Genomic DNA, 22,406 nt, shown 5'->3' on the forward strand with positions numbered 1-22,406 from the left:
GGCGTCGGCCCCCGGCCGGTCACATCCGGCCGCGCTCCACCTTGGGGCCAGAAGATTCATCTTTCGAGCCAGCCCTCTGTTGATGACGGGCGTAGTATGACGGCCATGACCAAGGCAGCGGTTGAGGTCACAGCCCCCGCGGACGCGGTGCCGTACTCCGTGCTGGACAGCGTGTTCTTCGTGGTGGGCGGCGTTGCGGCCGTGTGGCTGACCGCGCTGCTGGTGCAGCTCAGCTTCGAATGGGGCTGGGCGCAGGTCTGGTTCCTCTTCATCTTCTGGGCCCTGCTCGCCTATCTGGTGCTCCCCCGTCTCCACCGGATCCTGACCCGGCTCTACGTTCCGGACTACTTCATCGGCCGGGCGCGCACCAGCGACGGACTGCTGGGCGATCCCGTGAACATAGCCCTGCTGGGATCGGAACCGCAGATCCATGGCGTGATGCGGTCCGCGGGCTGGACACTGGCAGATGACGTGACCCTGGCCAGCAGCCGGCGGATCGTCTCCTCCACCCTCCTGCGCCGCAGCTATCTCGAAGCCCCGGTCAGTCCGCTGTTCCTGTTCGGCCGCCAGCAGGATTTCGCCTACCAGCAGGAAGTCGACGGCACCCCGGGCAAGCGGCACCACGTCCGTTTCTGGCGTTGCCCGCCAGGCTGGCTGCTGCCGGGCGGGCTGGCCGTCGACTGGTTGGCGGCCGGCACGTATGACCGCAGCGTCGGGCTGTCCCTGTTTACCCTGCAGATCACCCACAAGATCGATGAGAACACCGACGCCGAACGCGACCATGTGGTCGGCGCCATTACCGGAGCCGATCCCGCGGCCGGGCTCCGGGTGATCCGTGATTTTTCCACCGGCTATCACGCGCGCAACGGCGGGGGCGACACCATCACCACCGACGGCAATCTCCCGATCGTCGATCTCCGGCAGACCGCCGCGGCGCCGTCCGCCTCCGTCCCGCCCCCGGCAGGGGGCCGCACCAGGCGTCCTTCGACCACGATTGTCGGGGCGCTCTTCGTCGGTGCCCGCGCGGCGGCGGCCGCGCTGCTGGCCCTGTCCCTGGTGCTCTTTAAGGACGCGCACGTCGGCTCGCTGATGCAGCCCGTAGCCGGCCCGGCGGTCACCGAGGCCCAGGCGGACTTGGCCGTCAGCGCCGCAACGGTGGTTGTCCTGCTCTTTGCCCTGGCCGAGATCCTGCTGGCGTGGTTTGTGTTCCTCGGCCGAAACTGGGCCCGGACGGTGGCCATGGCACTGAGCACGGCCGCCATCTGCATCCAGGCAATCGATGTTTTCCACGGCGGCCCGGACATCACCCTGAAGTCCAATCTCCCCGGCCTGACCCTGGACATCCTGCTGCTTCTGGCGCTCTCCAGCAAACGGTCCCGCGACTATGCCCTGCGCCCCCGCAAGGAAAACAAACAGGATTCCAGCCGTCCCGGCGGCCGGGCGCCCTTCTGAATCCCCAGGATCCGGGGGCCCTTGACAGCCCTCTCGCAGCGGGCGCTAGATGTTCAAATAGCCGGCAATCCACCGCAGGAGCAGCTAAGGAGCGGACATGAGCAACGACTCACAGGCGCCGGAGCGCCACCACAGCGAGACCCCCGCCGAGGGTGATGCAACGGCTGAGCCCTTCGACGACCGGGCCCATTCCCAGGACGCGGCCGAAGGCCCGGACCTCGACGACGAACCGGGCCCCACGCCGTAGCCTCCCTGGGCTCCCTAGGCTCCCTGGGCTCGAATTCGCCGGAGGCCTCCGGGCTCGCCGGTATTTTCCAACAATCGGAATCATCGGTGCAGGACACATCGGCGGCCAGATCGCCCGCAAGGCCGTGGAGCTCGGCTACGACGTCGTGATCAGCAACTCGCGCGGGCCGGAAACCCTGGCGGTCCTCGTCGCGGAACTGGGGCCCAGGGCCCGGGCCGCAACGCCGGCCGAGGCGGCGGCAGCCGGCGACTTCGCCGTCGTCACCGTGCCGCTCAGGAGCCTCCCGGACGTCCCCGTGGAGCCGTTGGCGGGCAAGATCGTCCTCGACACCAACAACTACTACTGGGAACGCGACGGGCATATCCCGGCTTTGGATGCCGGCGAGGCCACCACGTCCGGCCTGCTGCAGGAGCACCTTCCCCAGTCCAAGGTGGCCAAGGCTTTCAACCACATCATGTCCAGCCAGATCACCACGGACGGTACGCCGGCCGGCACCCCCAACCGTCGGGCCCTGGCCACGGCGAGCGACTTCCCGGAAGCGGCTGAGCTTGTGGCCAGGCTCTATGACGAATTCGGCTTCGACACCGTCAATATGGGCCCGGTCTCCGAAAGCTGGCGCGCGGAACGGGACCGCCCGGCCTACGTGATCCGGCAGAACGCGGCCGAGCTCACCCAGAACCTGGCCAAGGCGCCGCGCACCATCTGACCCGTCCTGCCCGGCCCAGGACCCGCTGTCCCATCCTGGCCCGGGCGCGCGAATTCGCCGGAAGCCTTCGAGGTCGCCGGACTTTTCCGGCGGGCTCGCAGCTTTCCGGCGAATTCGGCCGCGGCGAGGCCCGTCAGCCGCGTCACCTGTCGCGGTCCGGCACGTCCTTTCCGAGCCAGGCGCTCACCAGCAGCCACACGGACCACACCAGAATCAGGACGATCCCCGAGAGCGTGGGAATGGTGTTGGCCGGGGAGAAGCCTTCGGCCCCGATGATCCAGCCCTGCGCGAGGTAGGCGAGCCCGGAGAGCGCCATGAGATAGCCGATCAGCCGGGAAATGCGGCGGGCACCGACAACCACGGCCCCGGTCAGGACGAGGGCCGCACCCAGCACGAAGCTCTGGTAGCTGCGCATCCCCCACTCCAGCCACCGGATGCCCTCGGCGGTCGCAAACCGGGCGGCCTTTTCCGGTTCCGCGGCGGCAGCCCAGGCGTCCACGGCGTGTTTGAGGGCAACTCCGTCGACAGCTTGGAGCGCGGCGTACAGCGCCAGTGCCGCGACGGCAGCCACAGCGCCGAAGCGGGCCGTCCAGGTCATGGTCCCGTCCGGTCCTTTCAGGACCATCAGCAGGACCAGCAGCCCGGCGATCAGCAGCGCCATGCCGACGAACTGACCGAGATGGACCGCAGTCCAGATGCTGCTGCCGGCATACTCCGTAAAGGTCGCCGGGTGGTCGTTGGCGCTGGCCGTATCGGCATGGAGCAGCCCGGCGACCACGGACAGCGCGAAGCCGGTAAAGGCCAGCGTGGCGGCCAGGCGCAGCGGCGCACGGGCTGGTGACGGGCGCCCGGACTCGGACGAAGCCGCCGGCCGCGGATTATGATCTGTGCCGTACTTCTTCATGGCATCGCCCGTTTCGTGCCGCCGCGCAGGGTGCGCGAACTGCGCGCCTAAGCGCAGGCTACGCCGATTGCGTCCGCGGAGCCACGGACCTTTGATCGGTATATCGCGGCCGCCCGTGCGACCCGGCCGGACCGCCCGTTAATCTGGACACCGCCGCACCCATTAGGACTGCGCTCGTCCATGGCCTAGCCGCGCAGCGAAGCGCGCGACGGCGTCTTCCGGAGTTGGCGCGGGACCGAAGAGTTCGGCCTGGCGGCTCGTCTTGGCCACGTAACGTCCGGTATCGAACCAGGCCGCCATGGCTCCCATGTCTTTCATGAGCGGGGCGGACTTTCCCGCAACCCTGCCTGCAGCCCGGAGCAGACCGGCGGGAACCGACACGACCCTAATTTTCTTGTTCGCCAGCCGCGACACCAGATCAGCGCCCTCCTGCATGCTGATCGGGCGGCTCCAGCCGAGATCGATGCGTTCCCCGTCGGCAATGTCCGCGTCAACGGCCTCCGCGAGACAAGTCGCGACGTCGCTGACCAGAACGAATGTCAGCGGGACGCTTTTGGAGCCGAGCCAGACGATCCGGCCCTTCTCGAACGGGTCACCGCCCATCTGGGCGATCTGATCGAAAAATGCTCCGGGACGCAGGGCGACAAACGGGACACCGAGTTCTTCGAGTTTGTCCTCGGCGAGCTTCTTGTGCCAGAAATGCGGCACATTGGGTGTCTGGTCGCTCGTGAGGATGCTGGTGAGCACGAAGCGCGGCACCCCGGCCTTGCTGGCGGCGATGGCGAGATTGGCGTTGCCACGCGTGTCGATCTCGTGGGCGTTCTTGTTCTTCCCGGTGTACCCGGCCGCCGTCGTGATTACCGCGGCGGTGCCAGACATCGCGGCGACGAGCGAATCGAGGTCGAGCATGTCGCCCCGGGCTATCTCGACGCCCTTAGCTTCGAGTTTGCCCGCGTCCGAGCTCGGGCGGACAAGCGCCCGCACCTTCTTACCCCGGGCAAGAAGCCGGTCGACGACCTGCCCACCGAGCGATCCCGTTGCACCGACCACCAGCACAGGCTTCTGTTCAGACATTGATATCTCCTAGATGTTTTCCCTGCTGCAGCGGCGAAGGGCCGGCCCCGACTAATGAGCCGAAGGAGTTCGACGTCGCCAATCTGACCGGCGTCGACGATGAGCTTAAGTTCGGCGGCGCCTAACCGGTCCCGTTCCAGAGCCGCCGCCACCAGGGCCGCTTCGGCTCCGGCTCCGGAGGGGCGACGGCGGCCGCGGCGGCCCGGCGGCCCCGCCAGCGGTCCAGTTCGACGTCGACGTCGCGCGTTTTGGTGATCACCGGCGGCCCGCCCTGAAGCTGCCGCCGGGCATCGATGACCCGGGCGTTGAAGTCCTCCACGATCTCGCGGACCTGCTTTTCGCTGGACTGGGCATCGAGCCGGGCATCGAGTTCCGCGTCCTCGGTGCGGAGCAGGATCGCCTTCGGGCCCAGGCCGGAGATGTTCTCCCGCTGGATCAGGCCCTTGACCCACCAGTCGGGGTCATACGCCTCCCCCAACCCCGGGATGGGCTTGCCGGCGTACTTGAGGTTGTCGAACTTGCCCTGGGCCATGGCGTCGCGGATCAGGTACTCGGCTTTGGCGGCGTCGTCGATCTTGGCGCGCTTTTGCCGGAGCTCTTCCTCGGCGGCGTTGAGCTCGCCGTTCTCCTGGGCGGTGCTGCCCGAGGCCCGCACGGCCCGGAGTTCCGCGGCCCGCTCCACCCTGCGCCGGAACGCGCTGTTGGAACCACTTACTCCGCTGCTCATCAGCCACCACCGTCCTCGCCTGCCGGAATCGCGGATCTGCCTTCCAGTATGGAGAACGGCCGGGCGGCGGCAAAAGGTCCGTGCAGCGGCGAACCGCGACAATTGCACCCCGCCTCCTCGCCGAGACGGGATCCTTACACTCCCGTAACCCGGTGTTAACCCGCCCGTGCGAGGCTGGGACTTCGGATAAAACTAAGCATCCTTCCCATCCCTTCTGCACAGCAGATCTCGAGGAGTTGCAGCCGTGAACAGCCAAAACCAGAGTGCGTCCGGAAGCCCCCTACAAACCAGCCGCGAGGAAGCGCCAGAGGATCAGAGCAGCACGCACGTCACGCATGTCCGCGAAGACGTGGCCATGGCGGGACGGTGCGCCAACGTCCACCTGCCCACAGGGCGAACGTGCACGCTGCCCGCGCGCCACCCCGGCTCGTGCAGTTTCGTCGGGCCCGAGGACGCGGAGCAAGCCGCAAGGCAGTAGGCCAAAGCGCTCCCCATACGCAGTTTTGCGCAAGGATTCCGGCGGATCCGGTCACGGGTGCCCCGCCGCGGCTACGCTGATCGGACATTGAGCACCGGATCTAGCTGAGGGAGATCACGTGCCTCGAGAGAATCTGCGTGAAGATCTGCAGCAGCGCGCCGAGAAGGTATCGGCTCAAAGACTGCCGACTGGAAATTCATCCGCTGCGCCGCGGCCCGTACCACTTGACGCCACAGCACTGACCCGTGCCGGTATCGCCGGCTGGGCCGCCCGGCTGGGACCTCCCGGACCGGAAGCGCCCCGGTCCCGGCGGCTGGCCCATGTGGGCGGTATCGCGGCCATCGCCGCCCTGGTCATGTACCTGACGTGGCGTGTCCTGTTTACGATGCCGTCCGGTGAATGGAACTTGGCCATCGCCTGGATCCTGGTCACTTTCGAGGCCTTGCCGCTGGCCGGCCTCATCCTGAAGGCGTGGTCCGTGTGGAACATTGACAGCCATCCGCCGGTGCCCGTGACGGAGGCCCCGAACGGCATGCGGGTGGCGGTGCTGATCCCCACCTACAACGAGCCCATCGAGGTCCTGACGCCTACGGTCGCGGCGGCCTGCGAGCTGGCCCCGGCGCACGAGACGTGGGTCCTCGACGACGGCGACCGGCCCTGGGTCGAAGAAATGTGCATCGCCTATGGCGCCCGGTACGTCCGCCGGGCCGTCCACGACCACGCCAAGGCCGGCAACATGAACCACGCCCTGGGCCTGATGGCGGCGGAAAAGGCCGCAGGCGGCCCCGGCATCGACATCATCGCCGTCCTGGACTGCGACCACGTCCCGCTGCCCACGTTCCTCACCGCCACGCTGGGCTGGTTCAATGACCCCGAGATCGCCCTGATCCAGGGCCCGCAGTCGTTCTACAACGGCGGCGCGTTCGACGACGACGGCATCACGGGTGAGCAGGGCACCTTCTTCAACGTCCTCATGGCGTCCCGCAACGTTCCCGGCGCCGGACCGTTCTGGTGCGGGTCGACGTCGTTGTTGCGCCTGAGCGCCCTGGAGGAGGTGGGCGGCGTGGCAACGGAGACCATCACCGAGGACATGCACACCACGCTTAAACTCATCCGGCGCGGTTGGCGGACGGTCTACCACCACCAGACGCTCGCCGTCGGGCTCGCGCCGGCGACGCCGGACCAGTACCTGCTGCAGCGCCGGCGCTGGGGCATGGGTGCCATGCAGATCCTCGTCCACGAGAAGCTGTGGGCGGCGAAGGGCTGGCTGTCGTGGCGGAATTACCACGAGTACCTCAACGGCACACTGTGGTGGCTGGAGGGCATCGCCACGCTGGTGGCCTTCCTGATTCCGGTGGTGATCATGCTGTCCGGGGCGCAGACGTCCACCGCCGGCCCGCTGCTTTTCACCGGGGTCTTCCTGGTCATGTTCACCGTGCGCCTTTGGGGCTCCAAGCAACTGATGCGTAACGAAATCCACTGGCCCACGGCCTTCGCCCTGCGGATCTTCCGCGTCCCGGTTGGCCTCGCGTGCCTTTGGTGGCTCATGTCCCGGAACGTCCTGGAGTTCCAGGTGACGCCCAAGGGCGCCGCCGACCTCCGGCTCCGGGGCCGGACGCCGCGCATCCTGATTGTGATGGTTGTACTTATCACCGCGGTGATTCTGTACGCGGCGGCCGGGCTGGCCGGGCTGGTGCCCTGGCGTACGACGCCCGGTTCCACGGTGGCGTCCGGTGCCTGGCTGGTGCTCGCCGGCGCGGTCCTGGTGCTTGGGACGCGCAGGATCCGGGCCGCCGAATTCGCCACGTCCCGCCGCAACGCCTACCGGATCGAGGTGGCCGCCCCGGTGGAAGCCGAGGGGGTCCGCGGTGAACTGCTGGACATTTCGGTTGGCGGAGCGGCAGTCCGGTTCCCGCACGGAACGCTTCCGGCCTCGGGAGAGGTCATGCTCCGGCTGCCGGGGGCCGCTCCGGTCCGGCTGCAGGTCATCCGGACCACAGAGCAGCCGGATGGAACTCAAATCGCGTCCCTGCGGGCATCCAACGACGACTGGGCCGTCCACCGTGCGCTCTCGTTGTGGATCTTCCACACGCCCGCAGGGGCGCTGCCCGATTTCCCGCCCGGCGTTCCGGCCGCGGCGTCGCTAAGGGGGCGCTGAGGGACCTGGGCCGGCTCACTCCCGGATGCCGAGGTAGATGCCTGTGTGGTCCAGGTGGCCGTTCCCCGCGGAGACCATCGCCTGGAACGCCGCCAGGAGGCTGCCGGCCACGGGCAACGTCAGGCCGGCCGCCGCCGCGACCTCCGAAATAAATCTGAGGTCCTTGAGCTGGTTTTTGGCAGAACCGCCGCCCTCGAAGTCGGCGTCAATCCATCGCTGTCCCTTTTGCCGGAGCACCTCCGAATTCGCAAGTCCGCCCGCAAGGACTGACTGGACTCGTTCCAGATCCAGCCCGGAGGCCGCGGCGAGCGCCATGGCCTCTGACAGCGCGGTGACGGTGGCGGCGACGACGATCTGGTTGCAGGCCTTCACTGTGGACCCCGCACCGGTGCCCCCGAACCAGGCGACCGTCGAACTGTACAGCCCGAAGAGCGGAGTGATCTTTTCCACCACGTGGCGGGGTCCGCCCACCATGGTGCTCAGCCGGCCTTCCTCGGCGCCGATTGTGCCGCCGCTCAGCGGCGCATCAACAACTGTCACCCCGTGGTCCCGCTGGCACTCGGCGGCAAAGGCCGCGACGGCGACGGGCGACACTGTGCCGTGAATGACTAGTACGGGGTGGCCAATCCCGGCCGCCTTCCACCCTGCCAGGAGCCCTTCGGCTCCGACCAGGAGCCGCTCCACGTCCGGAAGGTCCGGCAGCACGGTCAGTACCACTTCGCTGGCCGCCTCTGCTGGGGAGGCGGCCACCCGTCCTCCGGCGATGGCTTCGGCCTTGTGCGCCGTGCGGTTCCAGAGCGTCAGCGGCACGCCCGCGGCGATGATGTTCCGGGCGATCGGGGCTCCCATGGGCCCTGTTCCCAGCAGGGCCACGGAGGCGGGCAGGCTGGCGGATGAAGCGTGCATTGTTGGCTGTCTCCTGGCTTAGAAGGGGATGAGCCCGGCGAGGGCGGGGAGGAAGGTGCTGAACCAGGGAACCGCGGCCAATACGAGGAGTCCGATGAATACGGCCACCAGGTACGGCCAGAAGTGCTTCAGGCTGTTTTCCACGGTTTCGCGGGCTGTTGCACAGGCTACGTAGAAGCCGACGCCGGCCGGGGGTGCGAAGGAGCCGATGCCCATGGAGATGATGAGCACCATGGCGTATTGCACCGGGTTTACGCCGAAGTCGATGGCGATCGGCAGCAGCAGCGGGGCAAAGATGAGCACGGCGGGGAGGCCCTCGAGGAGCTGGCCCATGATGATGAGCAGGATGATCGTGAACAGCATGAACAGGAGCGGAGAATCGCCGAGTCCGGACATGAGGTCGTGGATCTGCTGCGAGACGCCGGCGAGGGCGAGGGTCTGGGCCAGGGGCGAGGCGGCAGCGATGATGAAGAGGACCATGCCCGCCGTCGTCGTCGTTTCGCGCAGGGTGTCGCCGAGAAGCTTCTTGCTGCCCCGCCGGTAGGCGACGGCGAGCACGAAGGCGTAGGCCACGGCCACCGAGGAGACCTCTGTCGGCGTCGCGAAGCCGCTGAGGATGCCCACCACCATGCCGACCGGCAGGAGGAGGGTGGGCAAGGCGAAAAACGTTGCTGAACCGCGTGCCCGCCAGGTGGCCTTGGGGCTGGCGGCTCCGCCCTGCTTCCGGGCCCGCAGGAAGACAAGGGCCATGACGACGAGGGCGAGGAACGCCGCCGGAACGAAGCCGGCCAGGAAGAGCGTGGTGGTCGAGATGGTCGTGATGGATCCGAGGATGAGCAGCACGATGCTGGGCGGGATTGTTTCTCCCATGATGGCCGAGGCCGAAAGGACCGCGACCACCTCGCCGCGCGGGTATTTGCGTTCTTCGAGCATGCCACGCATGGTGGTGCCGACGGCCGCGACGTCGGCGACCTTGGAGCCGGAGATGCCGGAGAAGATGTACATGGTGACCACGACCACCTGCAGCAGGCCGCCGCGCAGGTGGCCGATGAGGGCGTCGACGAGCTTGGCCAGGGGCAGGGTGAGGCCTGCAGAGTTCATGACCGTGCCGGCGAGGATGAAGAATGGGATCGCCAGCAGCACGAATCCCTTGGCTCCGGAGGCCATGCCGATCGGGATGGCGCTGACATCGGAAATGCCGCCGAGGTAGAGGTAGATTCCGGATGCGAGGGCCAGGACGAAGGCGATCGGGAGGCCCAGGAAGAGCAGCAGGAACAGGACCGCGAGCACCACGCCGAGGAGGACGTTCGGTGACGCGTAGTAGAACAGCGGCGGGGCGAGCATGACGACGGCGACCATTGCCGCGGCGATCCCGGCGGCGGCCAGGACGGGCCGGCGTTCCTGGCGCCAGAGCTTGATGAGCGCGAACCACGCGATAAGGACCATGCCGCAAGAGAATGGCAGGGACACCCAGAACACGGGCAGCTGCAGGATGGGCGTCTTTTCCTCGATCTGCTGGGCCAGGGTCGGCACGAAGAGGGCGAAAGCCCCTGCGCTCATGACGAAGACGAGCCAGTCGACCAAGGCGGCCAGATAGGGCTTCCACGCTGCGGGCAGGCGCATGATCAGGGCCTGCACCGACATGTGCGCACCCTTGGGGTAGGCGATGGCTCCGCCGATAAAGGCAATGGTCAGGAGCGCAATCTCCGACACTTCCTGGGTCCAGAGCACAGAGTCACCGGTGATGAGCCTGACCATGATGTTCAGAAGGATGACGACGAGCTCGGCGAGGATCGCCGCGCCCACGGTCCATTCGAGGACCTTGTCGAGCCAGACGGCACCACTCCAGCCCGGGGGGACGTGACCGTGGTGCAGGATCTCTTCCGCGTCAGACGGAATGACCTCCTCGAGTTGCTCAGGAGCCAAGGTGCGTTTCATGTTCTTCCAGACTGTCGACATTGAGAGCGGGATGTTGGTGGAGGGGAGAGCGGAATATTGGCGGGAGGGCCGGGGCACCGATGGCGCCCCGGCCCGAAGAATTCCTTGCCGATCAGCTCGGAGAACTGCGGGTAAAGGCTCTTGGATGTGGCTTTGAACTCTTCAAGGCCCGAGGCGCTGAGCTCGTTGACCGTCATGCCCTTGGCCGTAAGTTCGTCCAGCTGCTTCTTGGACTGCTCGGCGTCGTAGCCGGTCTTGAACGTCGCTGTTTCGGTCGAGGCGTCGGTGAGGGCCTTCTTTTGATCCTCGGAGAGTGTGCTCCACTTCTTCGATGACAGGGCGAGCACCCAGGCGTCATTGATGTGGTTGGTCAGCGAGACATATTTCTGCACCTCGGAGAACTTATTGGTCCACGGCACCTCGATCGGGTTTTCCTGCCCGTTGATCGTTCCCGTCTGCAGGCCGGTAAAGACCTCGGAGAAAGCCATGGTGGTCGGGCTCGCGCCCAGCTTTCCGAAGAAGTCGGTCCAGAGCGGGTTGCCGGGAACGCGGATTTTCAGGCCCTTCAGGTCCGACGGTTTCTCGATGGGGCGCACCGAGTTGGTGATCTCGCGGCCGGTCCGGGTGAGGAAGGACAAGGCGACGGTGTCTTTGGCTGCGAGCTTGTCCTTGAGTAGCTGGCCCGGCTTTCCTGCCAGGAACGCCGCTTCCTCGGTCGTGTCTTTGAAAAGGTAGGGGATGCTGATGCCGTTCATTTCCGGTACCACGGAGGCGTACACGGAAGTCGAGAGGATGAGGGCGTCGAGCGAGCCGCCCTGCAGCCGGGTGACGGCGGCGTTCTGGTCCCCGCTGAAGCTCGTTCCGTTCGGAACTACCGTGACGATGACCGATCCGTTGGAGGTCTTCTTGACCTGGTCGGCGAAGTGCTGGGCGGAAACGCCGACGGACGAGGTGAGCGGATCCGGGATGGACAGCTGGATTTTCGCCGGGGCGCCACCGGCCCCGCCGGGCGCTCCGGAAGCGCAGCCGGCGAGGAGCGAGGCTGCCAGGGTGCAGGCCAGCACTCCGGTGAGGGCGCGGGTCTTGGATTTCATGTGATGCCTTTCTTCATTGGAAGGAGTCTGGGTCCGGAGGCGGGAATCGGCATCGAATGGATTTCGTTGCCGCGCCGGTTGTGGATAGAGCAGGCAGGATTAGGCGTTGACGGAAGTTTCCGCGACGAGGGCTTCAGTTTCGCGGCGCAATTCGAAGGCCTGGGCGAGCGAGTCGTCCATGATGACGTCCTCCCAACCGACGATCTCGCCCTTGGGGATGTCGTTACGCAGTTCCACGTGGTGGGCAAGGGCAACGGGCAGTGCTCCGATGGCGACGGAGTGCCTGGCCGAAACCAGCTGGCCCCAGACCGTGTAGCCGCCTTCGCCGTCGAGGTATTCACCGGCTTTGAGGTCCTTCTTCGCCGTCGCGACAACATCGCCGAAGAATCCGACGGGCGAACCCGTGGCAATCCCGCGGAGGGCTGCGTTGGCGATGGAGACGTTCAGCTCCAGGCCCACGTAGTGGTACGGGCGGTACAGCGCCGCGTACTGGCCGGTGGGGTCCGGGTGCCACGGGTATTCGTTAAAGCAGCCGGAAACATATGCGTTCGTGGCCTTGACGACGACGAAGACGCCTTCCTGGGTGTTGTGGGGGATCCAGGTGCCGTCGCGGTTGACGCTGGACATGACGTCGACGCTGCCTTCGTGGGCGAGGGCTCCCCCGACGTCGGCGGGGCGGCAGATTGTGGCGATTTCCTCGACATCACCCGGCGTGAACGTCAGCCCGGTGTCAGAAGGCACCAGTCCGGCGCCGTTGGCGACGGCGGCCATCTCAATGGCGGCCTTGGTGCCGTCACGGAACGAGGTGTGCATGTTCGGGTTCAGCTGGCCGGAATCGGTGAGTTCCTTGGAAAACTCCCAGTTCTCCCAGACGTTGTCCGGGTTCATCTCGTGATAGTGCTCAAGGAACTTCGCGCCCTTGCCGGCACAGACCACGTCGAAGCCGCTGGTGCGGGCCCAGTCGACGAGTTCCATGATGAGGGCCGGCTGGTCGCCGTAGGCCATCGAGTAGACAACGCCGGCGGCTTCCGCGCGCCTGGCCAGGGCGGGGCCAGCCAGGGCGTCGGCTTCGACGGTGACCATGATGATGTGCTTCTTCGTTTCAATGGCGCGCAGCGCGTGCTTCACACCGACGATCGGGTTGCCCGTTGCTTCAACGATGACGTCGATGTCGACATCGAAGAGCTCGTCCGCGTTGGCCACGATCGCCGTGGTGCGGTCCCGAAGGGCGGTCGCGATGTCCGGCGCGATCTGGTCTTTGGGCCATCCGACGAGGTCGAAGGCGCCTTCGGCGCGCTTGACGTTGATGTCCGCGATGGCGACAACGTGGATGCCGGGAATGTTGTTGGCCTGGGCCAGATACATGGTGCCGTAACGGCCGGCTCCGATGAGGCCAACGCGGATGGGGCGGCCATCTTGCTCACGGTCGCTGAGGAGTTTGTGAAGATTCACTGGAGTCTCTCTGGTAGGTGTGCGAAACGAAGAGACGCCCTTCCGCGGCAGCGGATGGAACAACTTCTTTGTCGCTATGTGCTGGAAAATTTACCCGAAGTGGAACCGGTTCCACTTTTGTACCACCCGGTGCTAAGCTGTGTCAACGACTCCGCAAGAAACGTCTTCCGCCAGCGCATGGCGGGTTGAACGGAGACGCTGCGTACGAACTAGTGCTAGCAATTTCCCTCAAGGAGGAGCGGTGAAGAAGGCCCCAACCATTCGCGATGTCGCGGCGGCTGCGGGAGTCTCGGTCTCTGTCGTGTCCCGGGTCCTGAACCCGGACTCCGGGCCCGTCGCACCCGCCAAACGGCAGGAAGTCGTCAGGGTCATCGACGAGCTGGGCTACCGTCCCCGGGCGGCCGCCCGCGAGCTTAGCGCGGGCCATGCACTCACGATCGGGCTCGTGGTCACGGATCTCTCCAACCCGTTCTTCGCGCGTCTGGCCGACCGCATCGTGTGGGAAGCCCGGAGCCACGGCGTGCAGGTAGTCTTGATGACCACCCAGGAAGATCCGCATCTGGAAGCGGAATCGCTGGATACGCTGCTGGACCGGTCCGTGAGCGGGGTCATCGCCACCCCCACAGGCGGGAACATCGAGAAATGGGCGCGCCTGCAGGACCTCGGCGTGAATGTGGTGTTCGTAGACCGCACCATCGAGGAACTCGGCGACGCCGACGTCGTTAGCATCGAAAACTTTGACTCTGCGCAGCGCTCAACGGAGTACCTGATAGGCCTCGGCCATACACGGATCGCACTCGTTACGGGGCCCCGCAGCACGTCAACGGGCAGGGCCAGGATCAGCGGCTACACCGCGGCGCACGAGAGCGCGTCCCTCGCGGTTGACCCCCTGCTCATCCGCGATGTGCCGTTCCGCGGGGACGCCGGCGGCGATGCCGTCGGCTCCCTGCTTGCCATGCCTCAGCCGCCCACGGCCCTCATCGTGGCCAACACCGCCCAGGTGCAGAGCTCAGTTCGGCGGCTTGTCCAGACGGGGGTCCGCATCCCGGACGATCTCTCGGTGATCGTCTTCGATGACAATCCATGGACAGAACTGATGTCCCCGCCGCTGAGCGTGATCCGCCAGCCGCTGGACATGCTCGCCGTCCATGCCCTTGAACTCGTGCTCGGCCGGATGCAGGGCAAGTTCCCCGAAGGCCCGCGGCTCATCGAGGTCAAAGCCGATTTCCTGCCCCGCAACAGCTGCGCCCCGCTCGCCCACGCCCCTACCCACTAACACCCACTAAGGAAAAACATGCCCGTCGTCGTCACCGCAATGTTTACGCCCAAAAAAGGTTCCTTCGACCAGGTGGTCGCGGCCCTGTCCCCGGCCATTGCAGAGGTCCACGAGGAGCCCGGGTGCCTCCTCTACGCTATTCATGAATCTCCCGACGGCCAGATCCTTATGATCGAGAAGTGGGAATCCGCTGAGTTGCTCGACGCCCACGGCGCAGGCGGCCCCGTCCAGCGGCTGAACGCCTCTTTGGAGGGCCTCCTGCAACGACCGGTCGAAGTAATGCGCCACGAGCCGATCCCCGCCGGAACTCCGGGTCAGGGTACTCTCTAGGAGCAGCCCCCGTGTCGTGCATCGAGTGAGCACATGACGGCGGTGATTTGCCGCAGAATTGCCGTGAAGTGCCCTCCCGCGCGGGCTCAGGCCGGTCCTGGGCCCGCGCTCCCGCCGGCTCAGTCCCCCTCGAGGCAGAGGATGAAGCCGGGAAACACATGCCGGCCGGGGCGTCCGCCCACCTCGTCGATGGCCCGGCGGATCTGCCGGAGCTGCTCGACGGTCATCTGCAGCGGTGGTTCGTCGGGCTGGTAGGTGGTGAAGATCGGATAGTCGACGCCGGGCTGCCGCGACATCTCGATGTGGCAGCCCAGGACATGGGTGACGGGATGGGTGTCGCAGAACGCGATCAGCCGGTCGATGGTGCGGACAAACGCAGGCCAGTCCTGGATGTACAGCCGGCCAGGATAGACCGTGTCTCCGGTGAGCAGGAACCCGGTGTGGGGATCGTAGAACGTGACGGCCGCATGGTGGTGCCCCGGGCTGGGCCAGCATGCCAGGACGCGTCCGCCGAGGTCCACGTGTGCTGGCCGGATGTCGCCGTCGCCGTCGTCCGAGTCACCGCCGTCGCCAGAATCGTCATTGAATCCGAAGAATTCCCACGCACTGTCCCGGGCCGCGTCCACCACAACGGTGTCGGGACGGCCGGCGAACTGGGCATCGCCCGCGACATGGTCGCCATGCGGGTGGGTATGCAGGACAAGGAGCCCGTAGCCGTCGCGGGGATGGGCGGCAAGCCAGGCGTCCACAAGGCCGTCGACAACGCGGCGCAGCGGGAAGAAGTCCGCGGATGCTGTCGCGCCGGTGTCGATGAGGACGGCCCGGGCGTTGCCAAACAGCAGGAACATGAACGGCGCCTCGTAATTGACCGCCATGTTCTGGCGCAGGATAAACGTGTGCTCGTCGTAGGCGTGGACCTGGATATCCGGGTCTGTGTTGTGTTTCGCGGACTCCGATCCGTGGATCCAGGCCACGTCCAGGTCGCCGGGTTGCGGGCCGCCTGCGGTGAAGTCGATCAACTCCGGTGCCGTGTCCATGTGTTCTCCTGTGTGCGTCAGCGCCAGTGGCGGCCGGTGCGGCGGCCGTCAGGTTCCGCAATGACGCACCAACACTCCATGATGACCGGTCCCTTTCCGGTCCTCCAACCCCGTCGATTGCTCCGTAGATGCCCTTTTGAGGAGTGATTACGGCACTTACGGAGCAATCGATGGGGTGGTGTTGGCCTGCTGACCTCGCCTTGGTCCGCAGACCTAAAACGAGCCACGTAATTTAGGAGCTTTTCCATACTTTCGATGACGGCAGCTGGATAGGCTGAGGTGTCCGGACAAAGCCGTCCGGGAAGGGTGCCAATATCAGAAGGAAGCCCATGGCCGCAGCTACGGTGGACGACATCCTCGCGGATCTCCCGCTGGGTTTCGCCAGCCTCATGCTCCGGCCTTCCCGCACGGATGCGGCGATCGAGCGATTTGTGATCGTCGACGCCGACGACGAGACCGCCGACGGCGGGACCGCATTCGTCCTGCTGATCGGCGTTCGCGGACGCTCCGCGTTGCCGGCAGTGCGGCGCCTGCTGAAGGACCCTCCCTTGGTCTTGGCCGTCAAGGGCAGCCCGGAGGAACTGGCGGAAGCCGAAGAACTGTTGCGCGCCGCCGGGACCGGTCTGTTGCTGGTGGACCCGGCCGCAGACTGGGACCGCCTGCTGTCCATCGCCAAGGACCGGATCCAGCCACCCAGTTACCAGCGCGAAGTGCTGACCCTGCTGGAAGAAGACCTCTTCGCCATCGCCCAGACCACGGCCCGCCTGACCTCCAGCCATGTGGTGATCGAGGACGCCGCCAACAAGGTCCTGGCCTACTCCACGGTCACCAATGCCATAGACGAGCTGCGCAAGGCCTCCATCCTGGCCCGGCGCGGCCCACGCAAATACGAACTCCTCCTCAAGGACCTCGGCGCCTACCGCGAGCTGCACCGGACCCGCCTGCCGGTCCGGGTTCCCGCCCGGCCCCAGGACGGCCTGCGGGAGCGCGTCGCCATCAGCCTGTTCGCCGGTGACCGCATCATGGGCTACATCTGGCTTCAGGAAACCGGTGCCGGCTTCGGCGACGACGTCGACTACGTGCTCACCGGCTCGGCCGCACGGGCCTCCGCCGAGCTGATCCGCTACCGCAACCAGCAGTCGGTGCACATGCGCGAGGACCGGATCGCGCGGCTCCTTTCGGGTCCGGCGGAAGCTGCAGCGAGCGCGCACAGCGAAAAGATCCCTGCGGACCGTCCCGCGGCCCTGATCTTGATTGGCCTGTCGGCGTCTCAAGCCCAGGAGGACGACGCCGCGCTCAAACATGGCGAGCTCGCCAACCTCGCTTCGATCCATGCGGCCGCCTACAAGCCCTCAGCAGTAGTGGGGCAGTTTCACGGCGACACCGCAGTGATCCTTCCCGGGCTCCAGTCCGCCAATTCCGGGGCCGGGCTGCGGAGCGTGGCCGAGGCAATCGTCAAGGACGCCAACAAGCACCTCGGCATCAGCACCTTCGCCGCCGTCGGCCCCGTTGTCCCCGATCTGCTCTCGATCCATTCCGTGACCGGAATATCCGAAGCGCTGCTGGGGTGTATGCGCCGGTCCGGCGAAGCCCCGGTGGCCACCGTGGACGACTTCGAGGCAGAGATCCTCTTCCACGACGCCGTGGAGAACTTCACGACGGCGGCGTTCCGGCACCGCAGCCTCTGGGCTCTCCTTCGCGATGATGCGGAACTGGCCGAAACCCTGCGTGCATTCTTCGACGCGTCCCTGGACGTGGCCGAGTGCGCGAAGCGCATGCAGCTGCATAAGAACACCGTCTATTACCGGATAAACAAGGTCAGCCGGGTTACCGGGTTGACCTTCAGCAATCCCCGCGATTCATTGGTCGCCCTGCTTCATGTTCAGGAGTGGGCCGGCACGCAGAAGGAGCACCTGGGCAAGAAATGATGACAGCACTCGATTCGCCGCCGCTTGGCCTGGTACTGGATGACATTGTCCGCAGCCACCGGCCCCGGACGGATGCGGGGTCAGTTCCCGCAAACATTCCTCACCTGCAGTCCCCGCCGTTCGACCGTTTCGGCATCGCGGTTGCCACGACCTCCGGCGACGTGTTCAGTTCCGGCGATGCCGATCTTCCGTTCTCGATCCAGAGCATCTCCAAGGTCTTCACCCTGGCGATGGCGCTCAGCGCCGACGACTCCGGCGCGTTATGGTCCAGGGTCCTTCGCGAGCCGTCAGGGACGTCCTTCAACTCGCTCGTCCAGCTTGAAGTCGAGCACGGGATCCCACGGAACCCCTTCATCAATTCGGGCGCCCTGGTGGTCACCGACCACCTGATGGAAAGATCTCCCGACGCCGCCGCTCAGGTCCTGCGCTTCCTCACCGGCCAGGTGGGTCAACCGGGCCCGTTCATCGACGAGATGGCCGCAAGGAGTGAACTCGCCAGCAGCAGCCGTAACCTGGCCCTCGCCCACTTCCTGAAGGAATTCGGCAACCTGCGGCGGCCCGCACAGGCAGTGGTCGAGAACTACGTCAGACAGTGCTCAATCATGATGACCTGCGTGGAGGTGGCCAAGGCGGGCCTTTTCCTCGCGCAGGATGGTCGCGGAACGCAAGGCGCGGTGATCTCCAGGAGCGAGGCCAAGCGCATCGGCTCCATCATGCTGACCTGCGGCATGTATGACGCAGCCGGCGAGTTTGCCTACCGCGTGGGACTTCCAGGGAAAAGCGGCGTGGGCGGCGGAATCCTGGCCGTCGTCCCCGGCGAGTGCGTCATTTGCGTCTGGAGCCCGCGGCTGGATTCCAAAGGAAATTCCCTGGCAGGCACGGCGGCTCTCGCTGACTTGTCCGATCGGACAGGGTGGTCGATCTTCTGATCTGACGCCTGGCTGTCCCCACAATCTCCCTCCAAAACCCCATTTAGATCTCTGACAGATCGAAAGGAACACCCATGTCCAACAACCCCAATGACGAGGTTGGTTTGTACCAGGCCGATGGAGGCCACGCCCACGCTTCGGATGCCACGATCCACGCGGAGGACTCGGGCTACCACAAAAGCCTGAAGCCCCGGCAGATCCAGATGATCGCGATCGGCGGCGCCATCGGAACCGGCCTGTTCCTGGGCGCCGGCGGCCGGCTCAACGCGGCCGGCCCGTCGCTGGTCATCGCCTACGCCGTCTGCGGCTTCTTCGCGTTTCTCATCCTGCGCGCCCTGGGAGAACTGGTGCTGCACCGGCCCTCGTCCGGATCGTTCGTGTCCTACGCCCGCGAATTCTACGGAGAGAAAGCCGCGTTCATCTCCGGCTGGTTCTATTGGATCAACTGGGCCACCACCACCGTCGTGGACATCACCGCCGCGGCCCTCTACATGAACTTCTTCGGCAAGTACATCCCCTGGATGGGGGCCGTACCGCAGTGGGCGTGGGCGCTGATCGCCCTCATCGTGGTCCTCTGCCTCAACCTCGCCTCCGTCAAGGTGTTCGGCGAACTCGAGTTCTGGTTCGCCCTCATCAAAGTCGCAGCCCTTGTCGCGTTCCTGCTGGTCGGCGCCTACTTCGTCATGTTCGGCACCCCCGTGGACGGCCAGGAAGTCGGCTTCAGCCTCATCTCCGACAACGGCGGCATCTTCCCCAACGGCCTGCTGCCCATGATCGTCCTCATGCAGGGCGTGCTGTTCGCCTACGCCTCGATCGAACTGATCGGCACCGCCGCCGGCGAAACCGAAAGCCCCGAAAAGATCATGCCCAAGGCCATCAACTCCGTAGTTTTCCGCATCGCCGTCTTCTACGTCGGCTCGGTCATTCTGCTCGCCCTGCTGCTGCCTTACACCTCGTACGAAAAAGGCGTCAGCCCGTTTGTGACGTTCTTCGGATCCATCGGCATCCAGGGCGTGGACGTCATCATGAACCTCGTGGTCCTCACGGCCGCCCTGTCCTCGCTGAACGCCGGCCTGTACTCCACCGGCCGCATCCTGCGCTCCATGTCGGTGGCCGGATCGGCCCCGAAGTTCGCCCAGCGGATGAACAAGGCCGGCGTCCCCTACGGCGGCATCGCCATCACCGCCGGCGTCTCCCTCCTCGGGGTCCCGCTGAACTACCTCGTCCCCGGCCAGGCATTCGAGATCGTCCTGAACGTCGCCTCCGTAGGCATCGTCGTCACCTGGGCGACCATCGTGCTCTGCCAGCTCCAGCTCAAACGGTGGGCAGACAGAGGCTGGCTCGAGCGCCCCTCTTTCCGGATGTTCGGCGCCCCCTACACCGGGTACCTCTCCCTGGTGTTCTTGCTCGGCGTGCTCGTCATGGTCTTCATCGACTCCCCGCTCACGCTGCTGGTGACCCTGGTAGCCTGCGCGCTGATGGTAGGCGGCTGGTACGCCTGCCGGAAACAGATCCACGACATCGCCGAAACCCGCGACGGTTTCACGGGCGCCGCGCCCGTGCTGGCCAACCGGACTCCAATCCACTAAGCGAACCTCGCTCATCGAACATTCGGGCGCCGACCCGTCCCCCAACCCGACATACAACCTGAAAGCCCCCATGAAGCCACAAAACCCGCTGAGTCACGGCCGCCCCGGCACTCTGCAGGAGCGCCACCCGCCAGCCGCAAACGAAGGCAACCCGCCGGCGTCGAACGATAGTTGCGAAGACGGCTGCTTCTTCTGTACCGGACCGGAAACCGACTAGCAATCAGCAACCCTCCCGCCGTGCCCGGCGGAACTGCCCCATCCCAACAAGCCAGAAATCCAGTAGTGATGACAATGGAGTCCACAGCAACCATGACCGTAACTGACACGAAGCCCTCCGACGGCGACCTCCTCCACCCGGGCAAGACGCTCAAGTCCGCCGGCCACGTAATTGTTGATTCGCTCGTGGCGCACGGGGTCGAACGCACCTTTGTTGTCCCGGGGGAAAGCTTCCTGGACGTGCTCGACGGGCTGCACGACTCTGAGATCGAGACCGTGGTCTGCCGCCATGAGGGCGGTGCCGCCTACATGGCCGAGGCCGACGGCAAGATGAACCAGCGCCCCGGCGTCGCCATGGTCACCCGCGGCCCCGGGGCGGCGAACGCCCACGTGGGCCTGCACACCGCGTGGCAGGACTCCACCCCGATGCTGCTCTTCGTCGGACTGATTCCGTTCGCGCACCGGGACCGCGAGGCGTTCCAGGAGTTCGACATCAAGGCGTGGTTCGACACGGGCGCCAAGCGCGTGATGGTCCTCGACCACCCCGAGCGGGCCTCCGAAATCGTCGCGGAGGCAATGTTCGCGGCCATGAGCGGCCGTCCCGGCCCCGTGGTGGTCGGCCTGCCGGAGGACATCATCCGGGTCCCCATTGATCCGGCCTTGCACCCGGCCATCCCGGTGGCCGCGGGCGGCATGAGCAGCACCGATGCCGGTGCCCTGGCCGAGGCCCTGGCCCAGTCCAAGAAGCCGCTCTTTGTCACCGGCGGCAATGACTGGACCCAGGAAGCGGCCTCGGAGCTGACCGGCTGGCTCGAAAAGCACCACATCCCGGCCGCGGCGGAGTGGCGCACGCAGGGAACCGTCTCCTTCGACTCCCCCAGCTATGTGGGGCCGATCGGCTACGGCCGGCCCCGCCCCACCTACGACCTCCTGGAGGAAACCGACCTGCTCGTCTTTGTCGGGACGGTCCCCGGGGACGTGATCACGGACGGCTTTGTCTGCCGGCAGGACTGGAACAAGAACAACTTCCTCGTCACCATCGATCCCTCGCTGCGCGGCCGCTCCGGTCCGGTCTCCCGCCAGATCCTGGCCAAGCCGGACGCCTTCGTCCGGGATCTGGTCAACATCGACCTGCCCGTCAAGGAGGAGTGGAAGGCGTGGACGGCCCGGATGCGCGCCGAGCAGCGCTCCTTCGCCAGCCTGCCGCCGTCGACCCCCGGCGAGGGGCCCGCGAAGATGGACACCCTGATGGCGAACCTCGTCCCCCTGCTGCCGGAGGATGCCCTCGTGACATTCGGGGCGGGCGAGCACACCAACTGGGCGCACCGCTACTTCCCCACCCGGCGCTACGCCTCGATGATCAGCGCCCGGAACGGTTCCATGGGCTACTCGGTGCCCTCGGCGATCGCCGCCTCGCTGGCCAGCCCCGAGCGCTGGGTGGTCACCATCGCCGGCGACGGGGAATTCCTGATGAACGGCCAGGAGCTCGCCACGGCCGCCCAGTACGGAGCCACGCCACTGATCATCGTGATGGACAACCAGGAATACGGCACCATCCGCACCCACCAGGAACGCCACTACCCGTCCCGGGTATCGGGGACGCAGCTGAAGAACCCCGACTTCGGCATGATGGCCCGGGCGTTCGGCGGTTTCGGCATCACAGTCACCGAGGACAAGGACGTGCCGGCCGCCCTCGAGGCTGCGTTGGCCGCCATCGACCGGGACCGCGTCTTCGCTCTGGTCCATCTCGTCGTCGAACAGCGGGTCAAGGCCTACTAATCCACCCTGCCTAACCTCGTTGCGCTATCAGTCCTGGTCGTCATTCGGCGTTGTGCTGTCTCACCTCATCGTTGACACTTCATGTCTCAACTGATCGTGGACGGTTCATGTCTCAGGACTTCGTGGACGGTTGCTTGCCCGTGCCGTTGAGGCCGATGTAGACGGTTCCTTTGGGCGGGCGCGGGT

18 protein-coding genes are annotated in these 22,406 nt (G+C 66.1%); 10 read left to right on the forward strand and 8 right to left on the reverse strand.

The annotated features are described in order from the left end of the window. The first annotated feature begins 105 nt into the window (after window positions 1-105). The 3 genes from AC1DXI_RS20290 (at window position 106) to AC1DXI_RS20300 (ending at window position 2,405) form a co-directional block, all read left to right on the forward strand. Complete coding sequence (locus AC1DXI_RS20290; RefSeq protein ID WP_476940078.1) at window positions 106-1,452, forward strand: LssY C-terminal domain-containing protein; 1,347 nt, start codon at window positions 106-108, stop codon at window positions 1,450-1,452. A 97-nt stretch (window positions 1,453-1,549) separates the two neighbouring features. Then, on the forward strand, window positions 1,550-1,699 hold the full coding sequence (locus tag AC1DXI_RS20295) for a hypothetical protein (protein ID WP_370124338.1): 150 nt from the start codon (window positions 1,550-1,552) through the stop codon (window positions 1,697-1,699). Window positions 1,700-1,772: 73 nt separating this feature from the next. Next, entirely contained in the window at window positions 1,773-2,405 is a 633-nt protein-coding gene (locus tag AC1DXI_RS20300) for an NADPH-dependent F420 reductase (protein ID WP_476940094.1), read from the forward strand. A 142-nt stretch (window positions 2,406-2,547) separates the two neighbouring features. Here the strand turns inward: AC1DXI_RS20300 and AC1DXI_RS20305 are convergent, their stop codons facing one another. From AC1DXI_RS20305 to AC1DXI_RS20315, 3 genes are all read right to left on the reverse strand, one after another. Further along, a complete protein-coding gene (locus AC1DXI_RS20305) occupies window positions 2,548-3,309 on the reverse strand; it encodes a DUF4386 family protein (RefSeq protein ID WP_476940079.1) in 762 nt (253 codons plus the stop codon). Between the two features lie 162 nt (window positions 3,310-3,471). Further along, entirely contained in the window at window positions 3,472-4,383 is a 912-nt protein-coding gene (locus AC1DXI_RS20310) for an SDR family oxidoreductase (RefSeq protein WP_476940080.1), read from the reverse strand. A gap of 121 nt (window positions 4,384-4,504) precedes the next feature. Beyond that, a complete protein-coding gene (locus AC1DXI_RS20315; RefSeq protein WP_476940081.1) occupies window positions 4,505-5,110 on the reverse strand; it encodes a DnaJ family domain-containing protein in 606 nt (201 codons plus the stop codon). A gap of 596 nt (window positions 5,111-5,706) precedes the next feature. Here AC1DXI_RS20315 and AC1DXI_RS20320 point away from each other — a divergent pair. Further along, window positions 5,707-7,746, forward strand: a complete 2,040-nt coding sequence (locus tag AC1DXI_RS20320; RefSeq protein ID WP_476940082.1) for a glycosyltransferase family 2 protein — start codon at window positions 5,707-5,709, stop codon at window positions 7,744-7,746. A gap of 15 nt (window positions 7,747-7,761) precedes the next feature. Here AC1DXI_RS20320 and AC1DXI_RS20325 read toward each other — a convergent pair whose 3' ends face one another. The 4 genes from AC1DXI_RS20325 to AC1DXI_RS20340 form a co-directional block, all read right to left on the reverse strand. Next, complete coding sequence (locus AC1DXI_RS20325; protein ID WP_476940083.1) at window positions 7,762-8,652, reverse strand: NAD(P)-dependent oxidoreductase; 891 nt, start codon at window positions 8,650-8,652, stop codon at window positions 7,762-7,764. A gap of 18 nt (window positions 8,653-8,670) precedes the next feature. Next, window positions 8,671-10,590, reverse strand: coding sequence for a TRAP transporter large permease (locus AC1DXI_RS20330; RefSeq protein ID WP_476940084.1), 1,920 nt, complete (start codon window positions 10,588-10,590; stop codon window positions 8,671-8,673). After that, window positions 10,587-11,684, reverse strand: a complete 1,098-nt coding sequence (locus tag AC1DXI_RS20335) for a DctP family TRAP transporter solute-binding subunit (RefSeq protein ID WP_476940085.1) — start codon at window positions 11,682-11,684, stop codon at window positions 10,587-10,589. Before AC1DXI_RS20335 ends, AC1DXI_RS20330 begins: the two co-directional genes overlap by 4 nt. Window positions 11,685-11,783: 99 nt before the next feature. Further along, window positions 11,784-13,136, reverse strand: a complete 1,353-nt coding sequence (locus AC1DXI_RS20340; RefSeq protein WP_476940086.1) for an NAD(P)H-dependent oxidoreductase — start codon at window positions 13,134-13,136, stop codon at window positions 11,784-11,786. 241 nt (window positions 13,137-13,377) lie between these two features. Between AC1DXI_RS20340 and AC1DXI_RS20345 the strand changes: the two genes are divergently transcribed. Continuing rightward, window positions 13,378-14,412, forward strand: coding sequence for a LacI family DNA-binding transcriptional regulator (locus tag AC1DXI_RS20345; RefSeq protein ID WP_476940087.1), 1,035 nt, complete (start codon window positions 13,378-13,380; stop codon window positions 14,410-14,412). Window positions 14,413-14,430: 18 nt separating this feature from the next. After that, window positions 14,431-14,742 carry a putative quinol monooxygenase gene (locus AC1DXI_RS20350; RefSeq protein WP_476940088.1) on the forward strand — a complete coding sequence of 104 codons (312 nt, stop codon included), beginning with the start codon at window positions 14,431-14,433 and terminating at the stop codon, window positions 14,740-14,742. A gap of 119 nt (window positions 14,743-14,861) precedes the next feature. Here the strand turns inward: AC1DXI_RS20350 and AC1DXI_RS20355 are convergent, their stop codons facing one another. Continuing rightward, window positions 14,862-15,779, reverse strand: a complete 918-nt coding sequence (locus AC1DXI_RS20355) for an MBL fold metallo-hydrolase (RefSeq protein ID WP_476940089.1) — start codon at window positions 15,777-15,779, stop codon at window positions 14,862-14,864. A 329-nt stretch (window positions 15,780-16,108) separates the two neighbouring features. Here AC1DXI_RS20355 and AC1DXI_RS20360 point away from each other — a divergent pair, with 329 nt between their 5' ends. The 4 genes from AC1DXI_RS20360 (at window position 16,109) to AC1DXI_RS20375 (ending at window position 22,220) form a co-directional block, all read left to right on the forward strand. Beyond that, window positions 16,109-17,707 (forward strand): PucR family transcriptional regulator, encoded by a 1,599-nt coding sequence (locus AC1DXI_RS20360; protein ID WP_476940090.1) that lies wholly within the window; start codon window positions 16,109-16,111, stop codon window positions 17,705-17,707. Beyond that, on the forward strand, window positions 17,704-18,636 hold the full coding sequence (locus AC1DXI_RS20365; RefSeq protein ID WP_026266779.1) for a glutaminase: 933 nt from the start codon (window positions 17,704-17,706) through the stop codon (window positions 18,634-18,636). Before AC1DXI_RS20360 ends, AC1DXI_RS20365 begins: the two co-directional genes overlap by 4 nt. 74 nt (window positions 18,637-18,710) lie before the next feature. Next, window positions 18,711-20,225: an amino acid permease gene (locus AC1DXI_RS20370; RefSeq protein WP_476940091.1), complete on the forward strand. Its 1,515-nt coding sequence runs from the start codon at window positions 18,711-18,713 to the stop codon at window positions 20,223-20,225. A 309-nt stretch (window positions 20,226-20,534) separates the two neighbouring features. After that, window positions 20,535-22,220, forward strand: a complete 1,686-nt coding sequence (locus AC1DXI_RS20375) for a thiamine pyrophosphate-dependent enzyme (protein WP_476940092.1) — start codon at window positions 20,535-20,537, stop codon at window positions 22,218-22,220. Window positions 22,221-22,406 lie beyond the last annotated feature (186 nt).

The sequence above is a fragment of the Arthrobacter sp. P1_H7 genome (assembly GCF_056405215.1).

Excerpts from the sequence above, each read along its gene's own strand:
- AC1DXI_RS20290 (WP_476940078.1), top strand. The coding sequence starts at position 106 with ATGACCAAGGCAGCGGTTGAGGTCACAGCCCCCGCGGACGCGGTGCCG.
- AC1DXI_RS20365 (WP_026266779.1), top strand. The coding sequence starts at position 17,704 with ATGATGACAGCACTCGATTCGCCGCCGCTTGGCCTGGTACTGGATGAC.
- AC1DXI_RS20375 (WP_476940092.1), top strand. The coding sequence starts at position 20,535 with ATGACCGTAACTGACACGAAGCCCTCCGACGGCGACCTCCTCCACCCG.
- AC1DXI_RS20310 (WP_476940080.1), bottom strand. The coding sequence starts at position 4,383 with ATGTCTGAACAGAAGCCTGTGCTGGTGGTCGGTGCAACGGGATCGCTC.
- AC1DXI_RS20360 (WP_476940090.1), top strand. The coding sequence starts at position 16,109 with ATGGCCGCAGCTACGGTGGACGACATCCTCGCGGATCTCCCGCTGGGT.
- AC1DXI_RS20305 (WP_476940079.1), bottom strand. The coding sequence starts at position 3,309 with ATGAAGAAGTACGGCACAGATCATAATCCGCGGCCGGCGGCTTCGTCC.
- AC1DXI_RS20355 (WP_476940089.1), bottom strand. The coding sequence starts at position 15,779 with ATGGACACGGCACCGGAGTTGATCGACTTCACCGCAGGCGGCCCGCAA.
- AC1DXI_RS20370 (WP_476940091.1), top strand. The coding sequence starts at position 18,711 with ATGTCCAACAACCCCAATGACGAGGTTGGTTTGTACCAGGCCGATGGA.
- AC1DXI_RS20325 (WP_476940083.1), bottom strand. The coding sequence starts at position 8,652 with ATGCACGCTTCATCCGCCAGCCTGCCCGCCTCCGTGGCCCTGCTGGGA.
- AC1DXI_RS20295 (WP_370124338.1), top strand. The coding sequence starts at position 1,550 with ATGAGCAACGACTCACAGGCGCCGGAGCGCCACCACAGCGAGACCCCC.
- AC1DXI_RS20330 (WP_476940084.1), bottom strand. The coding sequence starts at position 10,590 with ATGAAACGCACCTTGGCTCCTGAGCAACTCGAGGAGGTCATTCCGTCT.
- AC1DXI_RS20315 (WP_476940081.1), bottom strand. The coding sequence starts at position 5,110 with ATGAGCAGCGGAGTAAGTGGTTCCAACAGCGCGTTCCGGCGCAGGGTG.
- AC1DXI_RS20335 (WP_476940085.1), bottom strand. The coding sequence starts at position 11,684 with ATGAAATCCAAGACCCGCGCCCTCACCGGAGTGCTGGCCTGCACCCTG.
- AC1DXI_RS20350 (WP_476940088.1), top strand. The coding sequence starts at position 14,431 with ATGCCCGTCGTCGTCACCGCAATGTTTACGCCCAAAAAAGGTTCCTTC.